This window comes from Photorhabdus sp. P32 (genome assembly GCF_038085095.1).
GTDB lineage: Bacteria > Pseudomonadota > Gammaproteobacteria > Enterobacterales > Enterobacteriaceae > Photorhabdus > Photorhabdus luminescens.
On sequence record NZ_JAZGJN010000288.1, the window covers coordinates 104,677 to 122,134 of the forward strand.

15 protein-coding genes and 1 pseudogene are annotated in these 17,458 nt (G+C 39.8%); 5 read left to right on the forward strand and 11 right to left on the reverse strand.

All coding sequences use genetic code 11. From position 1 onward, the window contains the following. The first annotated feature begins 123 nt into the window (after positions 1-123). Complete coding sequence (locus V2H77_RS19355) at positions 124-342, forward strand: prevent-host-death protein (RefSeq protein ID WP_341500104.1); 219 nt, start codon at positions 124-126, stop codon at positions 340-342. Positions 343-355: 13 nt separating this feature from the next. Here V2H77_RS19355 and speB read toward each other — a convergent pair whose 3' ends face one another. Further along, positions 356-1,279: an agmatinase gene (speB, locus tag V2H77_RS19360; RefSeq protein WP_341500105.1), complete on the reverse strand. Its 924-nt coding sequence runs from the start codon at positions 1,277-1,279 to the stop codon at positions 356-358. Between the two features lie 169 nt (positions 1,280-1,448). Further along, entirely contained in the window at positions 1,449-3,353 is a 1,905-nt protein-coding gene (gene speA, locus V2H77_RS19365) for a biosynthetic arginine decarboxylase (RefSeq protein WP_341500106.1), read from the reverse strand. Between the two features lie 634 nt (positions 3,354-3,987). On the opposite strand from speA, the gene metK reads away from it, so the two are divergent. After that, positions 3,988-5,160: a methionine adenosyltransferase gene (metK, locus tag V2H77_RS19370; protein WP_341500107.1), complete on the forward strand. Its 1,173-nt coding sequence runs from the start codon at positions 3,988-3,990 to the stop codon at positions 5,158-5,160. Positions 5,161-5,312: 152 nt separating this feature from the next. After that, positions 5,313-5,837, forward strand: a complete 525-nt coding sequence (locus V2H77_RS19375) for a SprT family zinc-dependent metalloprotease (protein WP_341500108.1) — start codon at positions 5,313-5,315, stop codon at positions 5,835-5,837. A gap of 566 nt (positions 5,838-6,403) precedes the next feature. Here the strand turns inward: V2H77_RS19375 and V2H77_RS19380 are convergent. From V2H77_RS19380 to V2H77_RS19390, 3 genes are all read right to left on the reverse strand, one after another. Next, positions 6,404-7,084, reverse strand: a complete 681-nt coding sequence (locus V2H77_RS19380; RefSeq protein WP_341500109.1) for a helix-turn-helix transcriptional regulator — start codon at positions 7,082-7,084, stop codon at positions 6,404-6,406. 52 nt (positions 7,085-7,136) lie between these two features. Beyond that, positions 7,137-7,829: a PAS domain-containing protein gene (locus tag V2H77_RS19385; protein WP_341500110.1), complete on the reverse strand. Its 693-nt coding sequence runs from the start codon at positions 7,827-7,829 to the stop codon at positions 7,137-7,139. Positions 7,830-8,166: 337 nt separating this feature from the next. Continuing rightward, complete coding sequence (locus V2H77_RS19390) at positions 8,167-8,748, reverse strand: helix-turn-helix domain-containing protein (RefSeq protein ID WP_341500111.1); 582 nt, start codon at positions 8,746-8,748, stop codon at positions 8,167-8,169. A gap of 288 nt (positions 8,749-9,036) precedes the next feature. Here V2H77_RS19390 and V2H77_RS19395 point away from each other — a divergent pair, with 288 nt between their 5' ends. After that, positions 9,037-9,318, forward strand: a complete 282-nt coding sequence (locus tag V2H77_RS19395; protein ID WP_341500112.1) for a helix-turn-helix domain-containing protein — start codon at positions 9,037-9,039, stop codon at positions 9,316-9,318. A 213-nt stretch (positions 9,319-9,531) separates the two neighbouring features. Here the strand turns inward: V2H77_RS19395 and V2H77_RS19400 are convergent, their stop codons facing one another. From V2H77_RS19400 to V2H77_RS19425, 6 genes and pseudogenes are all read right to left on the reverse strand, one after another. Next, positions 9,532-10,710: a MalY/PatB family protein gene (locus V2H77_RS19400; RefSeq protein ID WP_341500113.1), complete on the reverse strand. Its 1,179-nt coding sequence runs from the start codon at positions 10,708-10,710 to the stop codon at positions 9,532-9,534. After that, positions 10,697-12,151: a Na+/H+ antiporter NhaC gene (gene nhaC, locus V2H77_RS19405; RefSeq protein WP_265378456.1), complete on the reverse strand. Its 1,455-nt coding sequence runs from the start codon at positions 12,149-12,151 to the stop codon at positions 10,697-10,699. The genes V2H77_RS19400 and nhaC (V2H77_RS19405) overlap by 14 nt, the downstream gene beginning before the upstream one ends. Positions 12,152-12,292: 141 nt before the next feature. After that, positions 12,293-12,544: pseudogene (locus tag V2H77_RS19410) on the reverse strand (aminotransferase); the annotation flags it as partial. Beyond that, entirely contained in the window at positions 12,531-13,985 is a 1,455-nt protein-coding gene (gene nhaC / locus V2H77_RS19415; protein WP_341500114.1) for a Na+/H+ antiporter NhaC, read from the reverse strand. The pseudogene V2H77_RS19410 and the gene nhaC (V2H77_RS19415), both read right to left, overlap by 14 nt. Before the next feature lie 158 nt (positions 13,986-14,143). Further along, positions 14,144-15,154, reverse strand: a complete 1,011-nt coding sequence (locus V2H77_RS19420; protein WP_341500115.1) for a LacI family DNA-binding transcriptional regulator — start codon at positions 15,152-15,154, stop codon at positions 14,144-14,146. Positions 15,155-15,496: 342 nt separating this feature from the next. Then, the gene (locus V2H77_RS19425) at positions 15,497-16,171 is read right to left on the reverse strand and encodes a helix-turn-helix transcriptional regulator (protein WP_341500116.1); all 675 of its coding nucleotides are present in this window, start codon (positions 16,169-16,171) and stop codon (positions 15,497-15,499) included. An 807-nt stretch (positions 16,172-16,978) separates the two neighbouring features. On the opposite strand from V2H77_RS19425, the gene V2H77_RS19430 reads away from it, so the two are divergent. Then, the coding region (locus tag V2H77_RS19430) for a PAS domain-containing protein (protein WP_341500117.1) at positions 16,979-17,458 on the forward strand (480 nt) is incomplete at its 3' end.

Genomic DNA, 17,458 nt, shown 5'->3' on the forward strand with positions numbered 1-17,458 from the left:
GCATCTCAATTCCTTGTAACAAAAAAATTGCCGGTTATTTCGACATTTTTTGTTAACTTGGCTAATCTAGCCAAATATAAGCACCTTACTATGACTATCCAAACAAAATATGCATGAACTTATATGCATGAACTTAAAAGTAGCCTAAACCAATTAGCTGACAAACCTTATGTCCAACTTGTACCAATAAACCAACAAGATAGAGTTCCCAGAGGATTCGAAGATCTTATTACCACAGGCGAGGATTTTTTTGATGCAGATCGGGAAATTCAGTTTATGTTTGAAGGGGATAGCTCTACAACTCAATACGAGCTTATTTCACTATCCCCTAAAATATATTAAGACTACGTGTTATTTAGCGCTTCTTAGATGCCTGTAAATAAAGCATCTCCAGCGCAATAGTCGCACCTGCCAGAGCCGTAATTTCAGACTGATCATAAGCTGGAGCCACTTCAACCACATCCATACCGACAATATTTAGCGGTTGCAAACCACGCAGTAATTTCAGCGCCCGATCAGTTGTCAAACCACCAATAACCGGGGTCCCCGTACCTGGCGCAAAAGCAGGATCAAGACAATCGATATCAAAAGTCAGGTAAACCGGCATATCACCAACCGTATCTTTTATCTGAGCAAGCAAATCATCCACACTACGGTCATTAACCTGATCAGCATCCAGCACCGTAAAACCATTGTCCCGTCCATGTTCGGTGCGAATACCAATTTGTACTGAATGATGTGGGTCGATCAACCCTTCATTTGGCGCATGATAGAACATGGTACCGTGATCAAATTGGCTACCGTTTGGATAGGTATCAGCATGAGCATCAAAATGAACCAGAGCCATTTTGCCGAAATGTTTGGCATGAGCGCGCAGCAAAGGCAAAGTGATAAAGTGGTCACCACCAAAAGAGAGCATACGCTTACCAGAAGCCAGCAATTTTTCAGCATGAGCTTGCAACTTGTCACTCATATCCTGAGCATCACCAAAGTTGAAGACCACATCGCCACAATCCACAACGTTAAGGCAATTGCGTAATTTAAAATCCCACGGCCAACGACAGCTTTCCCATGCCAGGTTAGTAGAAACCTGACGAATAGCCGCAGGCCCGTGGCGACTACCTGCACGGCCTGATGTCGCCATATCGAATGGCACCCCAGTAATTACCCACTCTGCATCGCTAGAATATGGCTGGAAATTCAGCGGAAAGCGCAGGAAACCGAAGGCATTAGAAACCAGAGAGTCATCTTGTTGGTTGCCCAAGGTACTTATTGTCATGAGATATATCCTCAAAAGTTTCCCGACAGAACAAAGCTATTTAATACCAGAATACCCATGCCATGACAAAATGGGGTATTTCTGAAATAACCCCATTTTTCTGCATTTCGCATCTGGTTTATATAAATAACATTATCTGTATACAGGAGGCTTAATTAACACCAGAAGATTATTCATCTTCCAGATATGTGTAGCCATAAAGACCACTTTCAAATTCCAGTAAAAATTGCTCTTGCAAACCTGTATCCAAATCCGCGCCTTTTACTTGATCACGGAAGCGAGCCATCAATACGTTAGGGTCCAGTTTCACATATTGCAGCATATCGGCGACTGAATCCCCCTCTTCACTCTGGTTATAGGTCACTTCGCCATTATCGAATACATAAACATCAATAGCCGCTGTATCGCCAAACAGATTATGCATATTGCCAAGAATTTCCTGATATGCTCCCACCATAAAGAAACCAATCATTGGCGGGCAATCGGGGTCATAAGCGGGCATCGGCATTGTCGCTGCTACACCATCGCCATCCACATAATGATCAATGATGCCATCGGAGTCACAGGTGATATCTAACAACACAGCACGGCGTTCCAACGGCTTATCCAACCCCTCAATCGGTAAAACCGGGAACAACTGATCGATACCCCATGCATCAGGCAGAGACTGGAACAGAGAGAAATTCACATAGAATTTATCTGCCATACGCTCTTGCAGCTCATCAATAATCGGCCGGTGAGCACGGTTGCTTGGGTCAAGATCCTGTTGAATACGGCGACAAATATTCAGATATAATTCTTCCGCCCATGCCCGTTCCGTCAAATCCAGCATGCCATGTGCATATTGTGTGTGAACATCATGCAGATCAAGCTGGCTGTCATGCAACGATTCACGTAAAGAACGTCTATTCCCTTCAGAGTGCATCTCCTGCCATGTTTCCCACAGACTGGTGAGGGGACGGGAAGCATCCTCTGCCGGTGGCGTGGTCTGCGTAAATTCATTACGCTCAACCCCGATAACATTGGAGACCAAAACAGTATGATGAGCCGTCAGGGCACGCCCGGATTCTGTGATAACAGTCGGATGGGGTAAACCATGTTCATCACAAGCATCGCCAATCCCCCAAATGACATTGTTGGCATATTCATTCAACCCATAATTCACAGAACAATCAGATTGAGAACGGGTCCCTTCATAATCGACACCCAATCCACCACCAACATCAAAACATTGAATATTTACCCCGAGTTTATGTAACTCGACATAAAAACGCGCTGATTCACGGACCCCTGTTGCGATATCACGGATATTCGCCAACTGTGAGCCAAGGTGAAAATGCAACAATTGCAGACTATCAAGTCGATCCACTGCGCGCAAAGTCTCAACCAATTGCAATACCTGAGTCGCCGCCAGCCCGAATTTCGACTTTTCACCGCCACTGGCCTGCCATTTACCTGATCCCTGAGATGCTAAACGTGCACGAACTCCCAGACGAGGGATCACATTCAATCGTTCAGCCTCTTCCAATACCTGAGCGATCTCAGACATTTTCTCGATCACCAAATAAACCTTGTGACCTAACTTCTCACCGATCAGCGCCAGACGAATATATTCACGATCTTTATATCCATTACACACGATGACGGTACGAGTCATACCCGCATGGGCTAGCACCGCCATTAGCTCTGCTTTGGAGCCGGCCTCAAGCCCTAAAGGTTCGCCGGAACTGGCCAGTGATTCAATAACGCGGCGTTGTTGGTTAACTTTAATGGGATAAACTAAAAAGTAATCGCCTTTATAACCATATGACTCTCTAGCACGTTTAAATGCAGCATTAATTGAACGCAAACGATGTTGCAGGATTTGAGGGAAACAAAACAGCGCAGGTAAGCGCAAATGTTCCTGCTCCTGCTGAACTCTTTTCACCAATTCCGCAAGATCAATTCTTGCCCCCGGCAAATCAGGATTTGGACACACACTAACATTGCCAAGATCATTGACGTAGTAGTAACTCCCTCCCCAATATGCAATATTGTAAGTCTGTTGCATTTTACGAGCGATATTATCATTCATAGCAGTCTCCTTAAGGGAGTGAGAGTTTTTCGCCTTCGCCTGTAATTAATAAATAACCCAAAACGCTATAATCTCGCGTGTTGAGAAATATCAGGGAACAGCATGCTCTCAGGTTGTAAAAAGCGTTTAGTTACTACTAAACAATGACAAAATTACCGAGTGACAATACGCCTGTCCGACATATCCGACCTGTTTGCAGACAACAGATAACATCGAATTAAAGACATATTGAAAAGAAAGGAAAAAGACGCGGATACATCCGACGACAAGTGTGGCTGTTGGCCATTAGCAATCAGCAGATAATGGTTCATTACCCCATTCACCCCCACACATGACTCATATTTAAGGAGCCATTTTCTCGATTGAGAAACAGAAGCTATATTAGCTTTCTGCGAGTCTGTAGCACAAATACTTCAACTACGGCCGCTGTTTATACTCGCAATCGCACAAAATTGCAAAATGAAATTGAACAAAACCGACATATCAACCAAGAAATTATTCATTCCCCCGATGAAAATTACTCACTGAACTAAAAAAATCTAGCGCATGGATAAGAATTACCCTAAAATAGCCATCTAGATGTTAATCCATCCATTTCCAAACTGAAATTATATTTTTAAGGTAACGTTATATAATGACCACATACCTTTTCACTTCCGAATCTGTTTCCGAAGGGCATCCTGATAAAATTGCAGACCAAATATCTGATGCCGTTCTTGATGCTATTCTGGAACAAGATCCAAAAGCACGAGTTGCCTGCGAAACCTATGTTAAAACTGGCATGGTCATGGTTGGTGGTGAAATTACTACCAGCGCTTGGGTTGATATTGAAGAAATTACGCGACAAACAGTTCGAGAGATTGGTTATGTTAATTCTGAAATGGGTTTTGATGCAAACTCATGCGCAGTATTAAGCGCCATTGGTAAACAGTCACCGGATATTAACCAAGGTGTTGATCGTGAAGATCCCCTACAACAAGGCGCTGGCGACCAAGGGCTAATGTTTGGTTATGCAACCAACGAAACTGACGTACTCATGCCTGCGCCTATCACCTATGCGCACCGTCTGGTTCAGCGTCAAGCTGAAGTTCGGAAAAATGGTGTACTGTCGTGGTTACGCCCCGATGCTAAAAGCCAAATCACTTTCCAATACAATAACGACAAAATTGTCGGCGTTGACGCGGTTGTACTTTCCACACAGCATGCTGAAAATATTAGCCAGAAAGATCTGCAAGAAGCCGTTATGGAAGAGATCATCAAGCCGGTTCTGCCTGCTGAATGGTTAAATCCAACAACCAAATATTTCATTAACCCAACAGGTCGTTTTGTTATCGGTGGCCCAATGGGGGACTGTGGTCTGACTGGCCGTAAAATTATCGTAGATACTTACGGCGGCATGGCACGTCATGGCGGCGGAGCATTCTCCGGTAAAGATCCATCCAAGGTGGACCGTTCAGCGGCTTACGCTGCTCGCTATGTAGCGAAAAATATTGTTGCTGCTGGCCTGGCTGATCGTTGTGAAATTCAAGTTTCTTATGCTATCGGCGTTGCAGAACCCACTTCCATCATGGTGGAAACATTCGGTACTGAAAAAGTTTCAACAGCAACTCTGACTCTGCTGGTACGTGAATTCTTTGATTTACGCCCTCACGGTTTGATTCAGATGCTGGATCTATTACACCCAATCTATCGTGATACTGCGGCTTATGGTCATTTTGGTCGTCCACAGTTCCCGTGGGAAGCCACTGATAAAGCAGAAGCGCTGCGTGATGCTGCGGGTCTGAAACTATCAGCTATGAATATGTAAAAATATAACAGCAAAAAGCTTGGCTTAGATAACTAAACCAGGCTTTTTTTTAGCATTAGCTAACGATTGAAGAATCCCTAAAAATATTATTATCGGTTATTCACGGATTTCTAATAGAATTCACTAATCCTTACCTATTTTATTTCCAACACATGAAATCAGCTAGCGTTCCAATTTCCCTACAACAAGCCGTTATAAATACTTTGCAGCAAAAACTGCAACAAGCAAACTTATATCTTAACTGTGATTTTCCTGAGCCTACAATAAACTACCTCCAGCGGGGAACTACCGCAGGCAGTGCCTATATAAAAAATTGGGAAATCCGCCTTAATCCAGTATTATTGATTGAAAATCAACAAACTTTTATTGATGAAGTTGTGCCTCACGAATTAGCTCATCTATTGGTTTATCGCTACTTTGGGAAAGTACCTCCACATGGGAAACAGTGGCGTTGGATGATGGAAGAAGTACTGAATGTTCCAGCTAACCGTACACACAAATTTAAAATCGACTCAGTACGTAGTCAAACTTTTACTTATTATTGTCGTTGCCAGCAACATGAACTAACCCTACGACGCCATAATAAAATTCTGCGCGGAGAAAGTCATTATATCTGTCAAAAATGCGGAGAGAAGCTTATTGCTAAATCAATAGATTCTCTCAATCCTAATTTATAAATATTTATGATAATAAAAATGTGATTTAATTACTCCAATATCCAAATATAAATTACACTAATAATAGTATATGAATCAACATCCTATTCTATCAACAGACTTTCCCAAAGTTGCTAATTTTAAAGTTAATTATATTATAGCCATGCACTACCAAAAAATTAAAAAACCCAACCTAAGATAAATATCAATAATAATGGATAACATCTATGATTAGGTAGAAAAAATATAAGCATTTAACAGGTAAGAAAGAAAATTAATGGCCATTGAAAGATAGTCTTAACGTAAAAATTAGTTTCCCAGTCGCCCCTATATCATTGTTATACCAAATGTATACCTATTGCGTATTACCGCGAAAGAGCTCGCTCTTTAACGGCCTTTTTCAAGGTAGTTATCGCCTGATGTAATAAAATTACGTTAAGGATATTTACCCCCCGTTTCTTCCTTAAAACGGGCAGTAAAGGGATCATCGTGTAAGTAAGTCATACTCGCTTTTCCCGATAAATGGAGCATATAACGATAACTCTGTTCGGCCACTTCCTGTCACGGACATCACTAAGATTTGAGATTCAAACCAAAATGCTGCTTTCAGGATGTAAAAATCTTTCTGGTACATAAAGATCATAATCATTGAAGCGACAATATTCTTCCAATTGCTGAGCAGACCTAACACCAACCTTTCTGTATATTTGTGCCATATAGTGTTCAACAGTACGGTAGGAAATATTTAACATTCGACCAATTTGTTTACTGGTATATTTATGTAAAGAGAGAAAAATGACATTCCATTCCTGTGGAGTGAATAAATCAGTCGGTGGTTGAAATATAATAGAAGCGGGGAGTTTTCCATGATACAAACGTGTTAATGAGAAATCCTGGACTTCCCATCCGTGGAAAATGACCCCGACACATTCGTTTTCATCATTATATAGTGGGTATTTTTCACAAAAATGAGATGATAAAAATTTATCGTTCCCATACATATGTGTTTCAAGCGAACATACTGTTGTTTCGCTCTTCATTGCACTTTGATCATGAAGAACGAATTCTTTTGCAAATTCAGCTCCACTCCAAGGAAGTTCATAATCATACCGTCCTTCGTAATCAAATGAGTCTGGAAGATTTTCAAGACGTTTAAGTGCCAGATTGCCATAAATATAGCATGAATTTTTATCTTTAATCCCCCAGGGCTCATTACTTTGCTTCATTGTATTAATGACTTGAGGTGAAATAATTAGTTTATTACCCATGTTATTACTCCTTTTTCTCCAGTCTTAAAGTTAGATTCTTAATATTTTATCATCAACTTAACTCTCTACTGCCGATAGTGACAAATCTTGCTGGAATATAAAGATCAAATTTATTTTCTTTACAGAAATCCTTTAATTCCGCATGTAAGGGCAAATTGAATTTTTGGTAAATTGATTGAATATGATTAACTACATCTTCTGCACTTATCATTAGTTCTTCACTGATTTTCTCTTCATCTAATGAACGCAGAATTAGAAAGAGAACCTCCCATTCAGATTGTGTTAGAGTGTCATTCGGAGCAGTGAATTCCAATGTTGCCGGAGGGGTTTTTTCATAGTAGTACGAAATAGAAAAGTCCTGAATTTTATACATATGAAAGAAGATCCCAATGCAATCATTATTCTCATCATAAAGGGGAAATTTATCACAAATATAAGTTTGTTTAATGTTATGCTCCCCAAACTTATGTGTTTCCAGTGAAGTGACGCGTTGCATAGTTTGAATGGCTTTTTGATCCTGACGATGAAATTCTTCTGCATATTCAGCAATAGGTGAGGGTAATTCACCCATAAATAACCCTATAATATCGAAATCTTCAGGAAGGTTGAGTAGTTGATAAAAAGCAGGGTTAGCATAAATAAACCTTGACTGGCGATCTCTGGCTCCCCAAGGTTCATTGCTTTTATCCCACATCAGCGTTAATTGTGGCGTAATATGAGCGGATTTGTTTCTTATATTTGACATAGCGACTCCTAAATTTATATTTAAGTCATTATCTGAACGAACTGTTTTCTGGTGATACACAAAATAATTTAACTATATAATATAGTATAACAATTATCCAGCCAAAGACTGTATGTTTATTAATTTCAATATGGCATTATAAATATCAAACAATATAAGAAAAAATATTATTTTTATTAAAAATTATTTAAGTGATTTATTTTACCCATTAAAAATTTCACGCACATAACATCGCAATCCATTAAAACGGATTGCCTTATAAAAACATTATATTGCTATATGTTACATAAAAACTTTTAAATTCTACATCAAATCGTAACCTGACGTAATTTTTCTTCTACACGTGAATTGAATAAGGTTGTTCGTAAAATGCCACAATTTTTCCTAAAATTTTGGCTGTATTGATTACTATAGATTTTTTATTTGTGTTATGCACCCAATTGAGGCTATTCATATTGTCAAATCGAGATGAGATGAATAATTCTTTATTATCTTCAATAAGAAAAAAACCGTTTCCTTTTCCATGCTTATTAACAACCATAGTTGCCCCTTCCTCAAATAAGTCATTTTGAGATAGTGATATTGCAAATAGATCATTATCTTTATCTGCATATAAATATGGAATACGAGCCATTTTCATATAACTTTTTTTACTATATTCATTAACTGACGTGTAAAGTGGAATATCGACATAATGTGTCTCAATTCCTACGACAGGTAGCCCATCTCCACTTTTAAGCCACGCAATATTGACATTGAGACATTCACTGATTGCGCCTATGTGCTTGGTGTTGCTGATTTTCCCCGAAAGCAGTTTCGAAATATAACCCCCTTGCACACCAATTCGGTGAGCCAGATTTGTTGGTGTCATTCCCCGTAACTCAAACGCTTCTTTAAGACGTTCGTTAAGGTATTTCATACGTATTCCAACGCTCCCAAAAATAACTAAACTTTTTGAATATTTTAGTATCCGCAAAAGAACATTTCTGAACATTCAATGTTTATTTTTGAACAATTTAAGTTCATTTATGACTTTTTTGTCGTTAGACATAACATTTTCCATTTGGAGAATATTTGGCTGTACTTAGCGGGGTTTAATGTCTTAGTACAGCTATTTTTTAGCATTCAGCCCCAGCGCGGACTAAGGGAAAAGGCTGTAACAATATAAAAATATTAATTTGAAGAGAATATGAACATAGTGCCTTGAATGGCCAAACTAGGAGAAGAAGAAATGATTGTAAAAAACGACTGGCGCCCGGCAGAGATTATTGCGGCATTAAAAAAACAAGGAACAAATCTTTCTACTGTTTCAAGAAAAGCGGGGCTTGCTCCATCCACCTTAAGTAATGCGCTGTACCGTCCGTGGCCCAAAGGTGAACGGCTTATTGCTGCCGCTTTAAATTGTGATCCTTGCGAAATATGGCCGAGCAGATACTTTAAATTAGTTGCCATTTTCAAAATCAACATGAACTCCTCATATAAAAACTAATGAGAGGAAATTAATTATCTGAAACTTTCCTCATGGAAAGTTTCAGATATGATAATAAAATTAAAACAGGGCTATTAACGCCCTGCTTTGTTATCGATCTGTAGTTAAATTATATAAACAGGCCAATTCAGGATGTTTATCACCGGTTAATTTTTTGTATTATGTTAACATTTCTCCCCATATTTCTACTGATTTCGTAGATATCTTTTTATTTTATGATGTTAACTGAGCTAAACCCGTGATTGCTTTTTCAAGATATTGACGAGGACAACCTAAATTTATTCGGATAAACCCTTTGCCACTGTCGCCAAAACCCCATCCCATTGAAACGACTATTTTGGCTTTTTGTAATAAGACCTGCTGCAAAGCAGCATCATCCAAACCTAAATCGCGACAATCCAGCCAAGCCAGATATGTCCCTTCCGCTTTGGTCATTCGGCACCACGGAACGGCTGACGTTAAAGCCTGCTCGAACCAACAACGGTTTTCCGCCAAATAATGCTGTAGTTCATCAAGCCATACATCCCCATGTTGATATGCTGCTGTAGCCGCAGCCATAGATAGCGCGTTGAATACGTCTAGTCCATGAGCATTCAACCGATCGATAAAGGCATGTCGAAGTTCGGGATTTGGAATGAGAAAATTTGATATACGGAGTGATGAAAGCCCAAATGTTTTACTTGTTGAGGTGGCGGCAATGACATTGCTATGCCATTCACTCCCCAGATGCAGTATTGAGGTGAATTTTCCCCAAGGCAAAATTAAATCAGCCCAAATTTCATCGGAAATTACCGTCGTACCGTACCTTTTGCAAAGCATTAATAACTGGAGCAGTTCGTCACTATCCCAACATCGGCCAGTAGGGTTGTGTGGATTACATAACAATAATAAAGGTGGTTTGTGGTTCTTCAACATGTGTTCCAGATGATCATAGTCAATTTTGTAACCTTCTTGACTTTCAAGAAGCGGGTTTTCAATCATCATTCTGCCGTTCATAGTAATAATTTTGGCGAATGAAGCATAATAGGGTCCTTGCACAACGATACCTTCCCCCGGTTTACTGAGCATCTGTATCAGTAAAGCCAATCCGGGTACGACGCCTTCTATCGACGTAAACCAATCGCGGTATAAGGTCAGTTTATGACGCCTCGAAAACCAGTCTATTGCTGATTGATAATAGCGATCGTCGCGTTCGCTATAACCGAAAATACCGTGGTCAATTCGAGAATAGAGTGTTTGCAAGACTTCTTCCGGGCACTGAAAATCGAAATCAGACACCCACATTGGAAGCAAATCAGTCTTATTTAAGGGCAAGTAACGATTTAAAAAGTCCCACTTAACAGAGCTTGTATTGTGGCGATCGATTATCTGGTTGAAATCAGGCAATTTCACGTTGGGTTTCCTTTTTATTCAGGGCATTTTCCGGTGTAACTCTTGCAATACCAAAACCGGTAAAGCCGTAAATAAGAGCCAGGAAGACGGCAGCATAGCATTGGATCGCCCAAGGTAGCAGTTCAAGCGTACTGACACCCAAGGTAGTCGCCATATAAATGCCGGCAGAAGTCCAAGGGATCAACGGCTCTATGACGGTACAGCCATCTTCTATTGTTCGTGACAGATTTTTATTATCCAGTCCCATCCGGCGATAAGCGTCTTTGAACAATTCTGCCGGGATGAGGAGAGCCAGCTTTCCGTCACAGGTTGCGCCCGTTACCAGAATGGTTGTTGCCAAGGTTGCAGCGATAAGTTGCCCGGTTGTGTGAACAACTTGTAGAAGCCGGTTAATGATGATGGTCAAAGCGCCAGTGAGTGCTAAAGCGCCGGCGAATGCGAATGCACAAAATACAAGCAGAATGGTACTCATCATCGAGAACATACCCCCACGATTGAGCAAACGGGGCACATCGCTAACGACTCCGGTGATGTTGTGTCCCTGATCAGAAAACATCGAAAGATTGAAACCATCTATCAACGCATTAAGGCCCTGTTTAAGGGTGAGTCCTTGAAGACCTATGCCAAGCACAATAGCTAATACACAAGCAGCAAGCATGACGGGTATCACCGGACGTTTTGTTATTGCTCCCCACAAAACCAGTATCGGTGGCAAAATCAACAATAAATTGAAGTGATACAGGTTTTCAAGAGATTGCACGATTTCTGTGACCTTTTCCGGTGTCGCCACGTTACCTGTTAAGCTTGTATGACCCGCAATAAAATAGGCAATAGCCGCTAAAACAAAGCCGGGAATAGTGGTATACATCAAATGTTGAACATGACTGTAAAGATCAGTATCGGCAACGATGGCAGCGAAGTTAGTTGAGTCAGATAACGGTGAAATTTTATCGCCGAAATACGCGCCTGAAACAACCGCGCCCGCCGCTGCCGCTAAAGACACATCAAGGCCAGCGGCAACTCCCATCAGAGCGACGCCAACTGTGCCGGCTGCCCCCCATGATGTGCCGGTGCAGACTGAGATAACGCTCGTGATAAAGAAAGCAGCAATAAGTATGTATTGAGGGCTAATCAGCTTTAATCCCCAATATACCATATACGGTATGGTTCCGCTGAACATCCAGGTTCCAATTAACCCGCCTACGCAAATCAGGATCATGATCACTGGCATCGCTTTCGCCAGCTTTGCCACAATAGCATCGATAATGTCATTCCAGCGATAGCCCTGCCAATACGCTAAGGTAGCTGCTATTCCTGCTGATATCAGTAATAGGGATTCGATACGTAAATTCAGTTGACCATATCCAATAACCAACAGTAAAAGCATTGCTGCAATTGGCAGTATAGCGAGTCCCAAATTAAGCTTTTTCTTATCATCCATATTAAAATTCCAATTTCAGGTGAGTTGTTAAAACAGAATAATGAATTTATTTCGAATGAGATGTGACAGATATTACTTGTTCATGTAATTGGTTTCATGGAATGTGAAACATATCTGTATATCACTTTTACTCTTATGTTTATGGCACCTCGAAAACCAGTCTATTGCCGCTTGGTAATAGTGATCGTCGCGTTCACTATAACCGAAAATACCGTGGTCAATTCGGGAGTAAAGTGTTTGCAGGACCTCTTCCGGGCATTGAAAATCGAAATCAGACACCCACATTGGAAGCAAATCAGTCTTATTTAAGGGCAAGTCACGATTTAAAAAGTCCCACTTAACAGAGCTTGTATTGTGGCGATCGATTATCTGGTTGAAATCAGGCAATTTCACGTTGGGTTTCCTTGTTATTCAGGGAGTTTTCCGGAGTGATTTTTGCGATACCGAAACCAGTAAAGCCATAAATGAGCGCCAAGAAGATAGCAGCATAGCACTGGATCGCCCAAGGTAGCAGTTCAAGCGTACTGACACCCAAGGTAGTCGCCATATAAATGCCGGCAGCAGTCCAGGGGATCAACGGTTCGATGACGGTACAGCCATCTTCTATTGTTCGTGACAGATTTTTATTATCCAGTCCCATCCGGCGATAAGCGTCTTTGAACAATTCTGCCGGGATAAGGAGAGCCAGCTTTCCGTTGCAGGTTGCGCCCGTTACCAGAATAGTTGTTACTAAGGTTGCAGCGATAAGTTGCCCGGTTGTGTGAACAACTTGTAGAAGCCGGTTAATGATGATGGTCAAAGCGCCAGTGAGTGCTAAAGCACCGGCGAACGCGAATGCACAAAATGCAAGCAGAATAGTACTCATCATCGAGAACATACCCCCACGATTGAGCAAACGGGAGACATCGCTAACGACTCCGGTGATGTTGTGTCCCTGATCAGAGAACATCGAAAGATTGAAACCATCTATCAACGCATTAAGGCCCTGTTTAAGGGTGAGCCCCTGGAGACCTATGCCAAGTACAATAGCTAATGCACAAGCAGCAAGCATGACGGGTATCACCGGACGTTTGGTTATTGCTCCCCACAAAACCAGTATCGGCGGCAAAATCAGCAATAAATTGAAGTGATACAGGCTTTCAAGAGATTGCACGATTTCTGTGACTTTTTCCGGTGTCGCCACGTTACCCGTTAAACTTGTATGGCCCGCAATAAAATAAACAATAGCCGCTAAAACAAAGCCGGGAATAGTGGTATACATCAAATGTTGAACATGACTGTAAAGATCAGTATCGGCAACGATGGCAGCGAAGTTAGTTGAGTCAGATAACGGTGAAATTTTATCGCCGAAATACGCGCCTGAAACAACCGCGCCCGCCGCTGCCGCTAAAGACACATCAAGGCCAGCGGCAACTCCCATAAGGGCAACCCCCACTGTTCCTGCTGATCCCCATGACGTACCAGTACAAACTGAGATAACGCTCGTGATAAAGAAAGCAGCAATAAGTATGTATTGAGGGCTAATCAGTTTTAACCCCCAATACATCATGTAAGGTATGGTTCCGCTAAACATCCAGGTCCCAATTAACCCGCCTACGCAAATCAGTATCATGATCACCGGCATCGCTTTAGCCAGCTTTGCCACAATAGCATCGATAATGTCATTCCAGCGATAGCCTTGCCAATACGCTAAGGTAGCTGCTATTCCCGCTGATATCAGTAATAAGGATTCGATGCGTAAATTCAATTGACCATACCCAATAACCAACAGTAAAAGCATTGCTGCAATTGGCAGTATAGCGAGTCCCAAATTAAGCTTTTTCTTATCATCCATATTAAAATTCCAATTTCAGGTGAGTTGTTAAAACAGAATAATGAATTTATTTCGAATGAGATGTGACAGATATTACTTGTTCATGTAATTGGTTTCATGAGATATGAAATGTGATCTGTATATCGCTTTTCGCTTATGTTTATATGTAATGCTTTTTATTATTCTATCCGAAAAACGGAATCTCTGATGACAAGTTCGGCTGAGAACATATTCATTTGCGGAGCTACTTCTTTTTTGGCACTGAGCTGCAATGCCAAATTAGCCGCCCGCTGAGCCATTCGTTCTATTGGATTGTGTACGGTAGTTAAAGGGGGATAAAGATATCGGGCCGGGACAATATCATCAAACCCAACAATCGACAGTTGTTCCGGTAATTTAATTTTCTTTTGATGTAGGGATCGCATCATCCCGGCAGCCATAACATCATTAAATGTTGCTGCTGCGGTAAAGCCGATGCCACTGTCTAAGAGCTTTTCTGCTGCCAATTCTCCACCTTTTTCGTTGAATGGAACGCTAATAACCCAATTTCCAGGTACGGTGATGCCCGCATTAGCCATTTCAGCCTGATACCCCTCCAAACGGAGCCTTCTATCATCAATCGGTAGATCTGCTGTTACACAAGCAATTCTTCGATGACCGTTTTGAAGAAGGTAGTTGGTAGCAATCTGAGAGGCACTGACGTTATCTAACCAAATGCACCGGTTGGCGATAGCAGGGAAATATCGATTGATAATCACCAATCCTGGTGTATGAGCTGCATAACGTAATACATCTATATCACTTATATCACTCATTCTACTGATATGCGCTACTATTGCTTCGCATCCCTGATTAATTAAAAAATCTAAGGCGGATTTCTCAAGTTCAGCTTGATGTCCGCCACTACAAACCATCAGTTTTACTTCTTCCTGCCGGGCAATTTTTTCAACCCCACGAGCCAAAAGGGAAAAAAAAGGATCAGCCAAATTACCCGTGAGTAAACCCAACATATTCCCGCACCTTTTCGCTAATGCAAGCGCGGCAGAATTACGATGGTAGTTGAATTCACGCATGGCTTTTTCTACACGCTCACGAGTGCCTGGTTCGACGTAAGCGGTATTATTAATAACACGGCTTACAGTGGCCACGGATACTCCAGCTCGATGGGCTACGTCTTTCATTGTGGCCATAATCTCTCCTCAACAGTTATGTAAGATAAATGTGAAGAAGAATCATATCTCAATTTATTCAGATTATCATGAAAGGATTTACATACCTTATTTCAAGCGAATCATGTGAATTGGGTTTGCCTTAATAATATTAAATGAATGGCTTAACAATAGAATAAAAGCGGTTGAAAGTATGAACATGATGAGACTTTCAATATACCGATGATGAAATCCTTGATCTGACTCCGAAAATGAACTGCGAAGCTGATTCATATCATTGATTTATTGAAAGTCATGTCTCTCTGTCACTTAAATCACCCCTCTTGATTAAGTGACAGCAGAGCTGGAACATAACTATCGCCTTCAATATAGTAGGAAATGGTTCATAGATTTAAAGTATTTTGGTGGAATATAGAGATCATAATTATTTTTTTCGCAAAAAATCTTCAATTCAATAATTGATCCAATTGATAATTTCTCATAGATACTTTTAAAATACCTTTCCAAGATACGGCATGAAACGTTCATTTCATTAGCAATACTTTTATTGCTAATACCTCGGCAGAATAAAAAAATCACCATCCACTCTTTCTCTGTCAATATATTGTTAGGTGGTCTCAACCTAACAGATATAGAAGGGGAATGTTTAATATAATTGTGTACTGAAAAATGGCTTATTTCTTTAATGCGACCAATTACTCCAATACATTGGTTATTTTCATCCATTAGTGGGTATTTTTCACAAAAATAGGGATTAAGTTGTTGACCATTGCTTTGAAGATCAGCCCCAATAGATGATATTCGCTGCATAGATTGTAAGACTTTACGGTCATGTTTTTCAAAAAGGTGAGCAAGATAATTAAACGGTGTGGGTAATTCTTTAGCAGTATATCCAATGACATTAAAGTCTTCAGGTAACTTACTTAATCTGATAAATACTTTATTTGCATATATAAAACGAAGATTCTTATCTTTTACGAACCAAGAATCATGACTTTTGTCCCACATATTTGTTAACTGAGGGGTGATTTGACTCATATATGACCTTCAATAAGGTTGAATATAAATGGAAAAATATTTTAACAATCAACAAGAACAGCTATTCGTATAATTGGTCTCAGATTAAGATTGTTCTTAATCATACATTTCAAGCTCCAGTTTAGAATTGGTTGTTACAATAAAGTAACTAATTTATTTCAAATGAAATGTGAGATAAGTTTGCTGTTCATGTAACCGGTTTCATGAAGTGTAAAAATGTGACTTGTGTATCGATTTCTGATCTTGCTTATAATCCATTGCCAAGCGTCAAAAATTTTTTAAAGATAAATTAAGTAGAACTCGTATGGAGTATACCGGTTTACCTAAAACACCGGAAATTTAAGGTTATGATTAAGTAACTAGTCCTATTTAAACATTATATTTAATTTTCCTATAATAAAGAATTACATTAAAATAGATAGATAGATATTCAATAATGCACTTTATATCAAATATCACGCCACAATTCATTAATATATGGAAAAATCATGAGCCGTGGGGCGTAAAAATAGTTCTCCATATTTTACTTCTTTGGGATGGTATGAATATGTAAGATAATCAATTAACCAAAAAATGTACTTTTTAACTAATAGATTGCTAAGTATTACTATATAGCACGTTATTTTAAACATAATAAACAGGAAATTAAAACAATAAGTTAAATAATAAACAACCATTCAGTCTTCCATAACATATAAACTAGAAAATTCTTATGAAAAAAGTCAATTTTATTGCTATATTCCAGAAAAAACCAGGGAATCCAAAAGTAGGACGTTTATTTAATCTTCAAATTATCAAGGAGTTTTTATGAAGAACTATACGATATCACCTCAGATTATCAATACAATGGAAATAAGTAATGAACCTTGGGGAATAAAGGATAGTTCTTCATGTTTTATTTATAGTAATAAAGCGTTAAATGCTATCAAAAATTTCTTACCATCATTTGATTACAGTGGGCTTTATGATCATGAGCTCCCTTGGGCCGGCGCTGAATTTGCAAAGGAATATATTCATCATGATCAAGAAGTAATGAAAAAAGGGAAAAATATATGTTCACTTGAAACACATGTATTTGGTAAAGAGAAAATTATATCATCTTATTTTTGTGAAAAGATGCCTTTTTATCATGAAGATGGAAGTTGTATAGGTATTATATATCATTGTTGGAAGGCGAAGGACTATTCATTAACCCATCTGTATCAATATCATAATAAACTTCCTTCATCCATTTTACTCCAACCACCGACAGATCTTTTTACTGAGCGTGAATGGGATATTATTTTC

Bases quoted from the DNA above. Each gene is read 5' to 3' on its own strand.
- V2H77_RS19355 (WP_341500104.1), top strand. From the start codon at position 124: ATGCATGAACTTAAAAGTAGCCTAAACCAATTAGCTGACAAACCTTAT.
- speB (WP_341500105.1), bottom strand. From the start codon at position 1,279: ATGACAATAAGTACCTTGGGCAACCAACAAGATGACTCTCTGGTTTCT.
- speA (WP_341500106.1), bottom strand. From the start codon at position 3,353: ATGAATGATAATATCGCTCGTAAAATGCAACAGACTTACAATATTGCA.
- metK (WP_341500107.1), top strand. From the start codon at position 3,988: ATGACCACATACCTTTTCACTTCCGAATCTGTTTCCGAAGGGCATCCT.
- V2H77_RS19375 (WP_341500108.1), top strand. From the start codon at position 5,313: ATGAAATCAGCTAGCGTTCCAATTTCCCTACAACAAGCCGTTATAAAT.
- V2H77_RS19380 (WP_341500109.1), bottom strand. From the start codon at position 7,084: ATGGGTAATAAACTAATTATTTCACCTCAAGTCATTAATACAATGAAG.
- V2H77_RS19385 (WP_341500110.1), bottom strand. From the start codon at position 7,829: ATGTCAAATATAAGAAACAAATCCGCTCATATTACGCCACAATTAACG.
- V2H77_RS19390 (WP_341500111.1), bottom strand. From the start codon at position 8,748: ATGAAATACCTTAACGAACGTCTTAAAGAAGCGTTTGAGTTACGGGGA.
- V2H77_RS19395 (WP_341500112.1), top strand. From the start codon at position 9,037: ATGGCCAAACTAGGAGAAGAAGAAATGATTGTAAAAAACGACTGGCGC.
- nhaC (WP_265378456.1), bottom strand. From the start codon at position 12,151: ATGGATGATAAGAAAAAGCTTAATTTGGGACTCGCTATACTGCCAATT.
- nhaC (WP_341500114.1), bottom strand. From the start codon at position 13,985: ATGGATGATAAGAAAAAGCTTAATTTGGGACTCGCTATACTGCCAATT.
- V2H77_RS19420 (WP_341500115.1), bottom strand. From the start codon at position 15,154: ATGGCCACAATGAAAGACGTAGCCCATCGAGCTGGAGTATCCGTGGCC.
- V2H77_RS19425 (WP_341500116.1), bottom strand. From the start codon at position 16,171: ATGAGTCAAATCACCCCTCAGTTAACAAATATGTGGGACAAAAGTCAT.